The following is a 15,380-nucleotide window of genomic DNA, read 5'->3' as shown; positions in this document are numbered from 1 at the left end:
TTCATATCGACCCGAGCACACGGTCGTTTCGAAATATTTCGATAGAGGCAAGATATCAATGATGTTTTTGAGGCGAGCAGCAAAGTTGTTCGGTGGTAATCGATCGGATGAGTCGAACCGGATCGCAACCACTACGGCGCCGGCATCGGCTGCCGAGACAATTTGCTCATTACTGGCGGCTAAGCAGGAGATCAAGTCCGTCGTGGGCGCCTTCAAAGGCGATCGGCTCGTCTCGTCAGGTGCCGCAGGTTGGTTGACCTACGGACCGTATTTGACCTTGGACAAGGGACGATATCGTGTCGATATTGACGGCGAGGGTACGATCGCCGATGGCGGCATATGTCTTGTCGAAGTGACTGTCGATCTTGGAAAGCACGTGGTGGCTCAAATCGAAGCGAACACGTCAGGCCGAAGGTTGGTTCGGAACCTGATTTTCACTCTCGACGCGCCTTGTCAAGATCTCGAAATTCGCACACATGTTGACGCACACTCGATGGTGGCTATTGACCGGATTAGCGTGACGAAGCTCGTGTCTACGGAAGCTAATAGTCAGCGTTGCAAACGAGTGATTTTTGATAATGAGGAGACGATTGCTGAATTAACGTCAGTTGGTTCGGATACCATTATTATTACGTTTCAGCCATTTGATTATGTGGGCTTCGAGAGGTCGGGATTTGGGGAGGATTATTTCTCATCCCTGGGGCTGGACGTACTGTGCTTTAAACCGAAGCGCAATATTTGGTATCAGGACATCACCACCGGTATGATCGAGCATTACTGTCGCGCCTTGCTCAAAAGATATAGTCGACGTATTTCGTATGGTTCGAGTATGGGTGCGTACGCTGCGTTGTATTTTTCTCAAGCACTCGGTGTGGATAAAGTTATTGCAATTAGTCCGCAATACTCACCAAGGCCGGCAGATACGTCATTCGAGGATCGATGGCATGACGTGCGTAGCCGCATGGGCTACTCCCATAGATGGCGTGAGCCTGTCAGGCAGCACGCGTATTTCATTTATGATTCGAGGATGGCGTCTGATCGACGCCATGTAGAGTACCTGAAATTCGTTTTCCCGAATCACGACGATATTGCATTGCCTTTCTCTGGGCACCCCAGTGCAACTGCACTATTCGAATGTCGTCGACTGAGTACGTTGATTCGCGATCTAATCGAGGATGTGCCAATTTCGGTGCGCCAGTTGCGCAAGGATATTCGAAACGGGTCTCAACACTACGCTCGGTCGCTGCTTTTGGCCAGTGCTGAACGCCACGGATCGTGGACGATCGGCTTGTTCCGGCATTTTGTACATGTGCATCGCTTCGATAAGCACTGGATTCAGTCAATTAGTTCCCAGCTTAGTACAAAACTCATTGCCGTCGGACGTCAATGGGAAGCTGCGGAACTCGAGGCGACGACAACGGAAGCGGATCTTTAAGCGTCGTACACATACTAACGTTTATTCGAAGAGCCGCAATGACGAAGCCGGATGGTCGAAGCAGAGCTCAAGGTGAGTCACGCCTCCACATGTTCGTTCTTCCGCTTCGTAACGTTCGAGCAATTGCGATAAATCCGCCATGGTTTCGTATTGGCCGTCAACCCCGATAACACGGCAGCGGTAACCGAGTTCGGCGAACACTTGCCAGTAGGCATCGGGTGCAGTGCCCGAAACGTCAGCTTGATAAGCGGGGGAGTACTCCGACAAGACGACTGGTTTAAATCGATCGAGTAATCTTTGCGCACCACGCATGACGGGAAGTTCGTTGCCGCCTACGGCGACCTTCACGAGATCGCAGCGCGTGAGATCGCAGAGCGCAACGTCAGCTTGTATTGCAGAAACAAGATCGAGTTGTGAGTAGTCAATCAAATGACTTGGTATCGCGCTGACTGGCTTTACGACACAGTTGGTCGATACTAGGTTGTGGACGATCGCCAGCGTATCAAATCGCTCGTACAACGCGACGTTGTGCACCTCGATATTGGACAGATTGTTGATGGCTGATGCGTGCAACAGTGCGGAGATCGCCTTGGCACTCGGGTCAAAGGCGATGACTTTCCCGCTCGGCCCAACGCGTTGGGCCGCGAGCAAACTGAAGAAACCGATGTTGGCGCCGACGTCGATGACCACGTGACCGTTATGCAGCAATTTCTCGAACACGGGAATAAATCGCGGTCGAAAAAGCCCCCCTTCCTGAAGATAGCGGGTTGCAAAGTGTCCCTCCGGAATGGCTAGCGTGAAGTCGCACGCGCGGACGAAGGTGTGCCGGCGAGCACGTGAAGCCACTTCGGTCTGAAAGCGTTCGAGCACGTAGCGAAGTTGCGGTGCGAACCGATCTGCTGCAGTGAGCAAATGGAGATTTCCGCCCTCATCGTCCGCTACATCGCTTGGTTGTAGATCCGCTGGCGCAATCATCGGCCATTTCGAGCAAAGTGCCGAGTTGCTTTCTTCGAATTTTAATTGCAGTCTCTGTTGACCTTGGCGCGACAAATTGAGCTTGTTTGTTGCACCGAAATCCTTGAGATAAGTCGCAACCGATTCGAGTGTGCTACCCGATAAGCGAGCTGCATTCAGCAGTGCAATCGATTCGACGTCAATAGACTGGTTGATACGTTCGAGTCCAATCTCTTCAATCCGAATTCCGATTTTGTTCGTTAGATAAGCGAGGGTATCGCGATTCCGTTTATAAGGAATCGGGTTGATAGAATCGTGGCCGAAACTATGTGCCCATCTATCAAGCAGAAGGTCAAAATTAAAATACTGCTCGTCTTCAGCGAGATCGTGGATCATCGATTCGTTGATTTCGATCCCGTCGCAGGCGAGTGTTGATACTCGGGAAATCAATACGTCGATCTGAGGTCGAATAAAGCAAATGATCTCGATTTCGTCAAAGTACCGATAGAGCATGCCGGCAAGTCGAGCCGTTTCGTTTGTATTGCGATACAAGCTGCTGAAATACTCACAACTGACGATAAAGTATCGGCAGTTGCGGGAGAGTGCCGCTTCGAAGTCGCTCTGCAGATCGCTTTCAATCGACGCGCAAAGCGCCGCGTACTGCTGCGAATTCTGGACACCGAATGCGGCAAGTCGGCTGTCCGTCATCACATTCAGCGGGTCCCTCCCATAGAGCGACAGCTTGCGATGAGCGTATTCACCTAGCACTCGCGAGTACCATACACCTTGGTCGGCGAGGCGGTCTCGTTGGTGTGCAAGCGTGAGTTGCAGTGAAGAACTTCCCGTCTTCTCTGTGCCAATGTGGAGAATCAGCTTCATAGAAATAGAGCGGTGCGATCGCAGTTCATATCCTGCGGTAGACACCGGTGGTAGCAAAACGGCGCAACATGGCCGGTTCGCGGGGATATTGTCGTCCGGACGTAGAGAATCTTCCGCGTCCAGGATTGAATTGACCGTGACCAACATCGTGCGCGCGATAGATTCGCGCGCACGATGAGGTTTCAGGTGAGCAGCAAAAAGCTGGGGAATGCACGTGACAACCGTCGCTTCTCGAGCGAACAGAGATTCTCACCGGTCATCTCATCAGCCTGTGTATCGCTAATTTCTTCGAGCACCGACTGTACGCGTTGCATTGTCATCAACCAGCCGGCGCGATCGGGGATATTGTCGATCAAATGAACTGCATCGGTGGTGGCTGCCAATTGGCTGATTCTGTCGATAGCCTCGTATGAATCTACCGACGATAGCGCAAGATGCTCCTCGAGTGACGGATCGCGCTTGAAGAGCGTGCGATAAACCGCAATCGCACGGTAGATAGCAGGATACACACACAATTCCGATAGATGATAACGGCGTCGCGAATGCTGAATTTGACCGGGAACCGGTGCTTGGAGGTATAGGTGGGCCTGCAAGTCACCGATTGCGCTGCGTGTCGCGCGTACCTTATTTGCAATGTGTACGATTGCACGCAGAACGGACATTCGTGCAGCGATATCGTCGGCGGGCATCGCATCCAGTTCCGCGCGTTCGGAATCGGACGGACGACGCTTGGCGATGGCCAACATGGCCATGTCGATGAAGTCAGTTTGGTCGAGCAACAATAGCGAAAGTGCACTGACGAGTCGGTTGCCGTCTATAGCGGAGAGCTCGGAATTTGCGAGCAGATCAGCATGACATGGATCAACGGCCAGATCCAGCGGGCGCCCCTGCGTGAGAGCATTGCAAGCAGCATCAAAAATCGCTGCCAGTCGAGTATCAACGGAGCCACCTTCGGTAGCTTCGAACGATTCGAGTTCGTTTGATGTGGGTTGTCGATCGAATTGAGAAGTATAGAGCGTCTTTACGGCCGTGCGTGCCGGAAGCGCGAGTAGATCCGACACGATGATTGCGGACCGGGCACTCGGAATGCGCGCAGCACGATTTTCGGAATTCAACACAGCCAACGCGTCGCGATAGACTGCATCGATCGTGTTTTCGTCACGAAACGCCCTTAACCGGCCCAGAACTTGTGCGTAGTAGGTTGGGTTCGACAATCTGCGAAGAACGGTCGGCAAATCGGCATCGGTCGCAAAAATAACGCCGGCGGCCATGTCCTCGAACTGATCTTCCGGGGAGGTGACGACTGGCCGATCGGCCGTCATTGCCACACGAGCGGAGCCGGTAGTCGCCCAATAAGAAATCGGACCTTGCGGGAAATACACGACATCGCCCGAGCGCAACGTTGCGAGAATTTCCTCGTCGGTTTGGAAGTCAAAAGTGACCTTGCCGGCAACGCCCATGCTCGCGACCAGTTCTCGAGCTCGCTGTGCCCGCTCGGCGGAATCACATGCGAAGTTGGCGACAAGACGACTATTCGACTCGACGCACGCCTGGAGAATCCGATCGATACGTTTATGAGGGGACAGGAATCCGAAGGACGATACGGTTAGAGCATTTCCGTTGGCACGTGCGGAGGCTTCAACTGGAGCGATCGGTGACGTCACATGAATGCCGTGCTCAACGAATATTGCACGGGTATTGCGTGCAGCGGCACTGCTTAGAGTAACGACAGGAATCGTAGAGTTAAACAGCATTTGACTGCGCTCACGTAGATCGGGCTTGTTCATGTCGATCGTGTGCATCACGACAGCTGAGCTCACGTTCGGGTAACGCTCCGAGTAGTCTTCGAGTCGCTCGATCAATTCTCCGGTCGTATCCGGTCCGGCAAGAGACGGATTGAAGGAATCATACAACCCGTATTCATGCTGCACGAATACATAGCCATAACGACCCGTCGCCAGATACGGTTCACATTCGTCGACCCCGCGGACGATCACGGTATCCCGACCTTGTCCTCGCATTGCGGCTGCGACGTGGGATGTATAGCTAGCGATACCGCATTGCTTTCCGTAGCTCGCGCATACCTGAATGACGCCTGCAATTTGCGTTGTTCTCGGAATTGGCAGGACCGGCTTGCCGCCCGATGCGAGCAGGCGCGCATCGACTAGGGAGACGATATGCTCTGTCGTGGCGCTCCATTTGCGACGCTGATAGTGCTCTCGGACGTACGCTTCGCGCTCCCTGCGCTTTGGCTGATCGTAGACATATTGGGTTGCCAGGGCAATGAATGCGTCCTCGTCGGTTGGCTGGAAATAGTCCGCGCAGTCGCCGCCGACTTCCGGCATGGATGTCGTCGCTGATGCGAGGCAAACTTTCCCGTGAGACAAGGCTTCAGCAATCGGTAACCCCCAGCCTTCGCACAGACTTGGAAACACGGTGAACAAGCAATTCTCGTAGAGCTTGTCCAGACTCGCATCATCGACATTGTGCAATAGGACAACCTTGCCACCGGCATATTGCGTGGCGCGAAGTTCTGCCTCGATTGCGGTCATGCCATCGCCCGGCGAGCCGACGAACACGAGCGTCGGACAATCCTCACCGCTCATCTTGCGCAGTCTGTCCCACGCACGGACGAGGAACCCGTGATTCTTGCGTTTGCCAAGTGCTGACACGAACATGACGTAGCCGGAGCTTTTCGCAAGGCGAAGAACGGACGCGACTTTTGCCTCGTCGACACGTTGTTTCCGAGGCAGGCAACGATAATCGTCACCGAGTTCGACCTTGATGGCTTCGATCGGCTGGCGGCCGGTTTCGGCGCAAAACTGCTGAATTTCTCGTCCGGAGTGGTTCGAGTTGACCATCACCAGATCAGCTTGGTCGAGCGCAGGTCCGATCCAGTAGCGGAAAATGGCCGCCCATTTTTCGCTGACGAGCGTTGGATAGTACAACTGCAACAGATCGTGGATGTATATTGCGACACGCGATCCAGCTCGCTTGTATTCGTTGAGAATCGCGTTATTTGCATCGTAGTGCCAAGCCGAGCCGAGAATGACGACGATGTCGTACGGGCTCGATTCGAACGCTTTCTCTCCATTCGTGAGCGTACGTTGGACGAACGGATTGACTTTTTGCTGTGATGCTTCGCCGAAGCTCGATGGGAAGATAGCCGACGTGAAATCCGCTTGGTCGACTTCGACGGCGATCGTTTTCCAGTTCACGAGTACAAGGTTGCCCTTCCAGCTTTCGAACAATTCCAGTACGACTTCGACGATCGTTCGCTCGATCCCGCCAGGCGCGGCAGATGCCGCAACAACGGTGGCGAGGCTTGTGACGTCTAGCACAAGACGGGTATCAGTAGGCTGTTCAGGCGGACGAATGGAGCGAACCGCGTCGCGCCAGGCTGCGAATCGGCTAGTCCATTCGGGAAAACGCATCGCGAGGTCTTCGCGAGTAAGCAACTCTGCTGCAGCATTGAATTCCCGAGCGCCAAGCAGCGCTTCGTACTCGAGTTCAATGCCACGCGGATAGTGCGGGAACAGGTAATTGTAGGTACGTGCCGAGTCGAGCGCATCTTGCCAGTTACGCTCCCGGATCGACATCATCGCGCGCAGTTCAAGATAGAACGCGCAATTCGGCCAGATTTCCGCGATTTCTTCGCATACCGCACGGGAATTCTTAAAATCCCAAACGTTGAAATGCAACCAAGTCAGGCGCGTATATGCGTTGAACAGGGGATTGGCCATATCGGGTGATCCCGGCTCATCGCTATGGGTGCGGCGCAGCAGTGAAGTCAGACGCCTACCGGCTTCAATCGCTCGGCCCTGATGTTCCAGGCCGGTACTTAGGTCGAGCGCGTCCTCTAGAAGATCACGATCCTCTGGGAAACGTTCGAGAGCATTCCACACCATTTTTTCTGCGTCGTCGAGTTTGTCACACTCGCGCAGGGCTGCTGCACACCGTAGCCAGAATTCTTTACGACCAGGTGCGATAGTCAGGATTCGATTCCAAAGCGACGCGACTTCTGTTTGTTGACGAGCGTCGCGTGCAATATCGGCCACTGCTACAAGAGGCTCTGCTGCCAGCGGATAGCGTCCAGCAATCTTCAGCAATGCATCGCGGTAATCCTGTGCAGAACGCCCGACATTTTCCAACCTGGCCGTCTCAATGTGCGCTCGAACAAAATCCGGTTGAAAGTGCAGCAAGCCGCGCCAGGTTGCCAATGCTATCGAACGGCGACCAGCGGCCTCTTCGCATTCAGCGAGCATGGCAAGCACACTCGTATCTCGAGGCTGCCGTACGAGCGCCTGTCGTAGCGTTTGACACGCGTCATCTGCGCGACCGAGTGCCAGCAAGACACTTGCATGGGTCAAATGCAGATTGGGTGACGAATCCATGACGACAGCAAGCTGGCTGAACTCGAGCGCCGCAGGATAATCGGCACGGCTCTTCAGAACGCGTGCCTTTGTTTCCGCAACGAGCGCCGAGCCCGGCCACCTCTCCTGCGCGTCGTCGATAATGGCCTCGGCTGTACGCAAGTCTCCCATTTCGATCAGGACATTGGTTCGCTGCAGTGAGGCATTCAAATCTTCAGGATCGAGTTCCGCCGCACGCGTCCAGTACTCGAAAGCGCGCATTAGATCGTGGCGCCGGTATGCGCATTCCGCAAGGCCAGCGGCGACATCGAAGCGAGTGATGCCGTCGCTGGAGGCTGCCTGGAGAATCGTCTCAGCTGTTGTGAAATCGCTGGTACGCATCCGGGCGTGCGCTTCGCAGACCTTGAATTCGATCCGATTGGTCAATTCAGCGGCATGATGCCAAGCGTCTGCTTCTGCGGGGTGATCACCAAGGAAGTGACACGCGCGTGCCAAGAGTTCATGCACGCTCGCGTCATTAGGAAATGCGTTTTTCGCGAGATCGAGAATTCGCCGCGCAATCCGATAGCTCTCATGCTTCAAATATTCTTCGCACAACTCCTTGATGGCGCCCGTGTGCACACGCCGCTTCGCATCCTCTATCAGGTCACGTACGAGCTCATCAACAGCTGGATCGTTCTCGCGGATTATTGCCGAGGATGATCGAAACCCTTCGGTAGTAACGTCATATGCCACTACGTTGACGTTGTCGGCTTGCGACGCCCGATCTGATTCTGTGGTGGCGTCAGTTTTGCGCTTCTTGAAAATCACGGTAGGGCTCCAATGCGTGCGTGATCGGATTTGCGATAGTGTTGCTCAGGGCGTTGTCTAACGCACAACGGCGACAAGTGAAATGTTAGCCTACCCGTTGCCGTGTCGAGTGCATGGACGATGCGGCACATGTTCGACGAAAGAAAGTGGGTCAAACTTACGAGTGAATAGGTTGACCCGTGATTTCGTGATAGAAATCAAATGCTGAGTCTACATCCAGGAACTCGCGCAGGACCCCTTTCTCAAGTACACATGCACGCGTGCAGTGTTCACGAATAATATGAGGATCATGCGACACCATAATCATCGCTCGATCGCGGCGTTTTTCAAATAGTTCCTGATGGCATTTGTCGCGAAAACTTGCGTCACCGACTGCGATAACCTCATCGATCAGAAAGCAGTCGAATTCGATCGCCATTGACATCGCGAACGCAAGTCGCGCAAGCATACCGCTTGAATATTTTTTCACCGGCTCTCGCAGATACATTCCCAGTTCGGTGAAGTTTTCCACAAAAGGTAGGGCGGCCTCGTAGGATGCACCGTAGACTCGACAGGCGAACCGCAGATTATCGAGACCGGTCAGGCTTCCTTGGAATCCGCCTGAAAAGGCGAGCGGCCAAGATACGCTCATTGCTCGCTCGATAGTACCCGAAGTCGGTAATTCGGAGCCGCTGATCAGGCGAACGAGTGTCGATTTGCCCGCGCCGTTGCGTCCTAGAATGCCGATGCGTTCGGACGGCTCGATTGTGAGATTGATATGGTCGAGAATTAACCGTCTGCCGTTGCGTGTGCTGTAGTGCTTCGACACGTCTTGAAGATTTAACATCAGTGTTCCACTCTCGTCGACACGTCTCTCACAACCGCAAGTCCGATCCACGTTAGGAAAGCACAGACCGTGATCGTATAGGGAACGTCGTAGTATGGCGTGATCTGTGAGCCGAAGTAACCGTAGCGAAATAATTCCACGCAGTTCGGCGCAGGAAACAACATTGCGATGTCACGCAGGTTGGGGGGAAGCCAACTCGCCATAACGAAGGCGCCGGATACAGGAAGTTGGAAGTAGGAAATCGGGTGCCAGAGTCTTTCGACAAGTTCGCTGTATTCGCACAGTCCGCCGATCAGCAGGCCAAGCGCGGCCGAATACCAGCATAACAACACCCAGCCGGCTGCCATGTTCAGGACATCGGCGGGCGGGTCGATTATTCCTATCGCGATCAGTGTGCTGGTCAGCACCAGCATCGATAGCGTTGTGCCGACAATCTCAAGTGTGATGCGCGCAAAAAACAGGTCGATAACGCGAACATTGCGATGGAACAGCAAGGCCGCATTGGGCTCGACAGCCAGCGTGCATCGCCCAATTGTGTTACGCCAGACCAGAACCGTGGAGTAGCTTGTGACCGCGAACGCTGTCACGTTGATCTCGTGTCCCTGTCCCGTCTCGTGTAGCAGGTTCCAAAGTGCCGCGATACCGACCGTGAACAACATTGGTTCTGCAAACAGCCATGCGAAACCAATATTGTGCCGACCGTAGCGCGTAATAATTTCACGCATGGTTAGCGCGAAAACTACTCGCATCTGGATTTTGAGCGAGGTAAGCAGCGAAGGATATGGCCGAGGAGACGACATGACGTCAGTGTTGATGTTCGCGCACGCTTGCAATCAGCAGGCTGAGCGAGGCCCAAGCTACAATGCCAAGCACAAACACAGTAACAATGCCGCGGATACGTTTAGGTTCGATCGCGACATCGGGCCTGTTGGGTTCGACGAGACGTTCAAGATACAGCTGCTTGCGGCTTGCTTCCACTCGTGCGTTTTGAAGAGCGGTCATTGCCGCATCCAGTTGGCGATCGGCAAATTGAGCATCAAGTTGCAGACGTGCGTAATTGGCGGCCTTCGCGGAAAGGGAATCTTTACTTCCGGCGACACCAACGGTTGTATTCGCGATTTGCTTTTCGAGTGTCTGAATATTCGTCTTCAGCACAGGAATCTGTGGGTTCTGCGGAGCGATTGACTGAAGCTGGATGAGTTGGTTTTGCGCCGTAAGCAACTGATTCTGCAAACCGGTGATTTGCTGCAACTGCAAAGCGGACTGGCGTTCCGGGTCGAACACGGAAAAAGAATTGCGATAGGCTGCTACGGTTGCGGCCGCGTCTTTCGCTTTTGTCGTTGCAGAGTCTACTTGTTGTTGTGCAAATCTGACCGTATCTGCTGCCGCACGCTGATTCATGCGGTTGACGAGGCGCTCGCTCATCGCAATCAGGTCTTCATTGATCTTTTGCGCGTCACTTGCGGTATACGAACGTACCTGTAGGGTCGTGATTGCCGACGTCGAATCCAGATCGACGGAGACAATTCGTTTGCCGTAGTAGCGCCACAGCGCTTCGAAACTGTCGTCGAAATAACGTGAAAAGCGACTGACTACGTCGCCGTGCTGGCTGTAGGCGTCAAGAATATAGTTATCCCGATTCAGCTCGCGCAGTGCGTCGCGGGACCGAATGTAGTCGACTACAGAGTATGTGTCGTCTTGCGCGCGGGCCGCGCCAGTACCTTGTAGCAGAGAACTGAGAAGGCTTGTCTGGCTTTGGCGCTGCGGGCTGCGGACAACAAACCGAGATTCGGAAACATAGATGTCCGACGCGATCAGGCCGTAGTAGGCCGTGGCGATGATGGTCGGGGCCAGAACGGTAACTGCAAACAACGTGTTGATTCGTTTGAGCCGTGCCACTACACCCTTATCGTTGCCGCCTAGCGACGACGCCGAATACTTTTCCGATAGCGTTTTCAACGTCTTGTCCAAACTCAATTGCCAAAGATCTTGGGATGCCGGGGGCGCCGCTCGCGTCCACCGTCAAGGGCATGCGCCACCAGCGCAAGGTATGCGTAGTGGGTTGCTTCGCGACCCAGCGTTCGTGTCGCTGCACCTCTGGCAGGCGACGTTCACACCGAAATTCGGGCGAGTGATTATAGCCAGCACCGTAATTTTGCGCTATCTAAGTGTGGTTTTTCGCACCTGACTCAACAATGTCATTTGTGTAATTTTTTCGAATGTGAGTGGTAAGGCTTGCAAGCGGCTTGGTGATTTTGCGGGCCAGATTCAGGCGGTTGCAGCGGGGGATCTGATGGCGTATACGCGCTGGTCGGTGGCGTAGTCGGATCGGGCCACGCTCGATGGCGGTATGCGAGGAGGGGGCAACGAGGGGCGCGTATTATAGCGACGTTACGTGACGTGCGTCACTGCATTTCTGTTTCGGCTCACGATTTTGTTCGCGCTAATGTTTTTGGTGCTGCCGAATGCGATAATGGCTGGCGGTGGCGCCCGTGTGATTTCCACGTCCGGTTCATATATATAGTGTGGATGCTGTGAGGGACGAAAGCGTCTCGGTTTCTGTGTATCCGCACCGCTCGCAACATTCTTTCATGCGTCGCTCATATCTTGCGCTTCAGGGTACGGCCTCCCCTTTTTTTTCCAAGCTGGCCGAGGCTTTGCGCACGCGCGGCCATGCAGTACAGAAGGTCAATTTTTGTGGAGGAGATCTTCTATACGGGGGGGCTGCCCGCCATGCCGTGAATTATGAGGGGCGCCTTGGCGAACTGCCGGCATGGTATTCGGACGTAATCGGACGAGGTGACTTCACCGATGTACTGATGTTCGGCGACTGTCGCGAGGTTCATGTACCCGCGCACGCGATAGCACAGAAGGCGGGCATGCGCGTACATGTCTTCGAAGAGGGCTATGTGCGACCGCACTGGCTGACGCTGGAGCGCCATGGCGTCAATGGACGCTCCCTGCTACCCCGGGATCCGGACTGGTATCGTGACCGACGCAAGGAGACGCCAGCAAGTCCGCCTGCCGCACCGACCGGCTATAACCTTCGCGAGCGAGCTTTTCACGATATCGCCTATCGCGGCGCCAATACGCTATTTTCACGTCGATTTCCGCACTATCGCAGTCATCGGCCACATAACGGGTTCGTAGAGTATGTCGGGCTCGCCTGGCGCGCACTTGCGCAGCGTGGATTCGAGCGTGATGCAGGCCGGGTAACGGATCAATTGCTTCGCGCAACTGACGGCTACTTTTTGTTCCCCCTGCAACTCAATTCGGATGCTCAACTTGTTGTGCATTCCCCATTTGGCGGCACCCGGCCGGCGGTCGATCAAGTACTACGGTCATTCGCTGCCCATGCCGACTCCAACGTCCGTCTCGTGGTCAAGAATCATCCGTTAGATACGGGGCTAATCGATCATCGGCGTCATGTGCTGCTGCTCGCGCAGGAATTGGGGGTCGCCGACCGCGTTACCTTCATCGACGCGGGGCACTTGCCGACCTTGCTCGAGTATGCGCGCGGCGTAATCGTCGTGAACAGTACGGTTGGGTTGTCAGCCCTTCATCATAGACGGCCGCTAATTGCTCTCGGGCATGCGATCTACGATATGCAGGGACTGACATGGCAAGGCAGTCTTGATGATTTTTGGAAAGCTGAATTTGAACCTGATCGTGAGCTTTACCAAGCGTTTCTCGACTACGTTATTCACCATACCCAAATCAACGGCGACTTCTATACCCGTACGGGGATCGAGCGGGCGATTCGTGGTGCTGTGTCACGGCTTGAGGCGCCGCATGACTAGCACTACCCCTCGCCACATTGTCATTACCGGCGCAAGCGCAGGCATCGGACGCGCGCTCGCGACCGCCTACGCCGCGCCCGGTGTGGTGTTGGGGCTGGTTGGTCGGGATGTGCGACGGCTTGATGCCTGCGCTGATGCGTGCCGCGCGCTTGGCGCCCAGGTGGTGACCGCACAAGTCGACGTGCGAGACGCAACGGCGATGCAGGCATGGATTTGGCGGTTTGACGACACATATTCGATAGATTTGCTGATCGCCAACGCCGGGATTGCAAGTACGCTTGAGTCAGCTTACGACTGGGAAGAGCTTGGTCGTATGGCCGCCGTCGTCGATACCAACTTCTATGGGGCGATGCACGCGGTACTGCCGGTGATTGCGCGCATGCGAGCGCGGTGCAGCGGCCAGATTGCGTTGGTGAGCTCCATCGCTGCGCTGCGCGGGATGGCGATTTCACCGGCGTATTGCGCGAGCAAGGCGGCACTCAAGGCGTACGGCGATTCGGTGCGCCCGTTGCTGGCGCGCGACGGCATACACCTCGCGATCGTTTTGCCCGGCTTCGTCAAGACTGCGATGAGTGATGTATTCCCGGGGGACAAGCCGTTCATGTGGTCGGCGGACAAAGCCGCTGGCTACATTCGCCGCAAGCTGGCGGCGCGGCGGGCCGAGATTGCGTTTCCGGGATTGCTCGCGCTCGGTATGCGCCTGTTGACGCTGCTACCGGCGCGATTCGGTGACGCGATACTCGGCGGACTGTCCTACTTACCTCGGCGGGAGCGCTAGCTTGAGCGTCGGCATGTTGCTCACGCTACCGATCGCGCTTGGCGCGTCGTTCGTGCTGGATGCCTTGGCGTTGCCACGCATGCGGCACCGTTCCGGCGTTGCCCTAATGCTGCATGCGGTTGCACTTTTGTTTCTGACTGGTGCGATGCTGATCGTGACGAGACGCCTCGTATTTTCGATCTGCATTGCAGTGGCACTCGTCGGCCTGTTGGTCACTGTGAGCAATGCAAAGTACGAGTCGCTGCGCGAACCATTTGTTTTTACGGATTTGAGTCTGTTCAGCCAGTTGTTCGCGCATCCCCGCTTGTACCTGCCGTTCCTGAGTGTCGGCAAGGTAATCGGAATCGTGATTGGCGTCGCGGCGCTGCTGAGCGGCTTCTTTGCTGAGCGACCGTTCGACGGGGCGCTCTGGCTGGTGACGACGCTCCTCGTGGCGTCCGCGGTCGCGAGCTATTGGCTGGCAGCACGCTTGCCGCTTACGCTGGACGCCGGCGCGGACCAGCAGCGGCATGGATTTTTCGCAGTATTCGTCGCATATCTGCTGAATGGCCTGCGTCCCGCGACGCTGCGCGCGTTCGAACAAGCTGCCCGGACGGGTCCGTTCGCATCGGGCGCGCCGCCCGCGGGACCTGACGTGATCGTGATTCAGAGCGAGTCGTATTTCGACGCGCGGCGCCTTGGCGCGGAGATCGATCCCGCGAACTACCGTCATTTGGACATCGCGCGTCGGGAATCCAGCTACCACGGCGAACTGTTCGTGCCGGCCTGGGGAGCGAATACGATGCGTACGGAGTTTGCGATGCTGAGCGGACTGGCGCCTGCGCGTCTCGGCTACGCTCGTTTCTACCCGTACGCTTTCGTGCGGCGCACGTGCGCAACGATCGCAACCTGGTTTCAGCGCGGCGGTTACAAGACTGTCGCGGTTCATCCGTACTATGCAGACTTCTTCGGAAGGAACAGGGCTTTTCCGTTGCTCGGTTTCGGCAAATTTCTGGATATCGAATATTTTTCCGATTCGCCCCGAGCCGGCCCCTATATAGCGGATTCGGCCGTGCTGGATACTGTCATCGATGTACTGGACGAACCTCGAAGCGCGCCGCGCTTCATCTTCGCGATGACGATGGAAAACCACGGCCCGCTGCATCTCGAGGAGGTTTTGCCTGGAGAATCCTCTTCACGGCATACTTTGGGCGAGGGCGCATCCTGGCGCGATCTGACTGCCTATCTGAGACACATTGAAAACGCCGACGCAATGATCGGCCGCTTGCTCGATCATTTACGCGCCAGCGATCGTGAAACGGTCGTTTGCTTTTACGGCGATCACGTTCCCGCGTTACCTCGCGTATTCGAAAAGCTGGGCGTTTCTCCACAAACCAGCGACTACTTCATTTGGCGAAATTACGGCGCAGATACTCCAGAATGCCGGAATTTGGCAGCCGAAGAGCTTGGGGTTGCACTGCTGCATGTGGTACAAGATGACGGAAATCGCGCGGAAGAACCGCACGCATCCGAGAAAGCGACATAA

The 15,380-nt window shown here is 55.3% G+C and carries 9 protein-coding genes; 4 read left to right on the top strand and 5 right to left on the bottom strand.

The genetic code is table 11. The features are described from left to right. Positions 1 to 58: 58 nt before the first annotated feature. The gene (locus tag WS95_RS34830; protein ID WP_156444480.1) at positions 59 to 1,435 is read left to right on the top strand and encodes a hypothetical protein; all 1,377 of its coding nucleotides are present in this window, start codon (positions 59 to 61) and stop codon (positions 1,433 to 1,435) included. Between the two features lie 21 nt (positions 1,436 to 1,456). Here WS95_RS34830 and WS95_RS14975 read toward each other — a convergent pair whose 3' ends face one another. From WS95_RS14975 to WS95_RS14960, 5 genes are all read right to left on the bottom strand, one after another. Then, on the bottom strand, positions 1,457 to 3,268 hold the full coding sequence (locus WS95_RS14975; protein WP_257139786.1) for an FkbM family methyltransferase: 1,812 nt from the start codon (positions 3,266 to 3,268) through the stop codon (positions 1,457 to 1,459). Between the two features lie 182 nt (positions 3,269 to 3,450). Further along, a complete protein-coding gene (locus WS95_RS14970) occupies positions 3,451 to 8,451 on the bottom strand; it encodes a glycosyltransferase (RefSeq protein WP_059824462.1) in 5,001 nt (1,666 codons plus the stop codon). A gap of 157 nt (positions 8,452 to 8,608) precedes the next feature. Then, positions 8,609 to 9,277 (bottom strand): ABC transporter ATP-binding protein, encoded by a 669-nt coding sequence (locus WS95_RS33410; RefSeq protein ID WP_082720305.1) that lies wholly within the window; start codon positions 9,275 to 9,277, stop codon positions 8,609 to 8,611. After that, a complete protein-coding gene (locus tag WS95_RS14965) occupies positions 9,277 to 10,077 on the bottom strand; it encodes an ABC transporter permease (protein ID WP_059824460.1) in 801 nt (266 codons plus the stop codon). Before WS95_RS14965 ends, WS95_RS33410 begins: the two co-directional genes overlap by 1 nt. Before the next feature lie 4 nt (positions 10,078 to 10,081). Next, positions 10,082 to 11,248: a hypothetical protein gene (locus WS95_RS14960; protein WP_059824458.1), complete on the bottom strand. Its 1,167-nt coding sequence runs from the start codon at positions 11,246 to 11,248 to the stop codon at positions 10,082 to 10,084. 620 nt (positions 11,249 to 11,868) lie between these two features. On the opposite strand from WS95_RS14960, the gene WS95_RS14955 reads away from it, so the two are divergent. From WS95_RS14955 to WS95_RS14945, 3 genes are read left to right on the top strand one after another with little or no spacing between them, the layout of a single operon-like run. Beyond that, on the top strand, positions 11,869 to 13,077 hold the full coding sequence (locus WS95_RS14955; RefSeq protein WP_059824457.1) for a capsule biosynthesis protein: 1,209 nt from the start codon (positions 11,869 to 11,871) through the stop codon (positions 13,075 to 13,077). Continuing rightward, positions 13,070 to 13,855: an SDR family NAD(P)-dependent oxidoreductase gene (locus tag WS95_RS14950; RefSeq protein ID WP_059824455.1), complete on the top strand. Its 786-nt coding sequence runs from the start codon at positions 13,070 to 13,072 to the stop codon at positions 13,853 to 13,855. Before WS95_RS14955 ends, WS95_RS14950 begins: the two co-directional genes overlap by 8 nt. 1 nt (position 13,856) lies before the next feature. Then, complete coding sequence (locus WS95_RS14945) at positions 13,857 to 15,380, top strand: LTA synthase family protein (RefSeq protein ID WP_059824454.1); 1,524 nt, start codon at positions 13,857 to 13,859, stop codon at positions 15,378 to 15,380.

Origin of the sequence: Burkholderia sp. MSMB1826, assembly GCF_001526325.1 — a bacterium.
Taxonomy (GTDB): Bacteria; Pseudomonadota; Gammaproteobacteria; order Burkholderiales; family Burkholderiaceae; genus Burkholderia.
This window is presented reverse-complemented; position numbering and strand designations above follow the sequence as displayed.

Excerpts from the sequence above, each read along its gene's own strand:
- WS95_RS14965 (WP_059824460.1), bottom strand. The coding sequence starts at position 10,077 with ATGTCGTCTCCTCGGCCATATCCTTCGCTGCTTACCTCGCTCAAAATC.
- WS95_RS33410 (WP_082720305.1), bottom strand. The coding sequence starts at position 9,277 with ATGTTAAATCTTCAAGACGTGTCGAAGCACTACAGCACACGCAACGGC.
- WS95_RS14955 (WP_059824457.1), top strand. The coding sequence starts at position 11,869 with ATGCGTCGCTCATATCTTGCGCTTCAGGGTACGGCCTCCCCTTTTTTT.
- WS95_RS14950 (WP_059824455.1), top strand. The coding sequence starts at position 13,070 with ATGACTAGCACTACCCCTCGCCACATTGTCATTACCGGCGCAAGCGCA.
- WS95_RS14975 (WP_257139786.1), bottom strand. The coding sequence starts at position 3,268 with ATGAAGCTGATTCTCCACATTGGCACAGAGAAGACGGGAAGTTCTTCA.
- WS95_RS34830 (WP_156444480.1), top strand. The coding sequence starts at position 59 with ATGATGTTTTTGAGGCGAGCAGCAAAGTTGTTCGGTGGTAATCGATCG.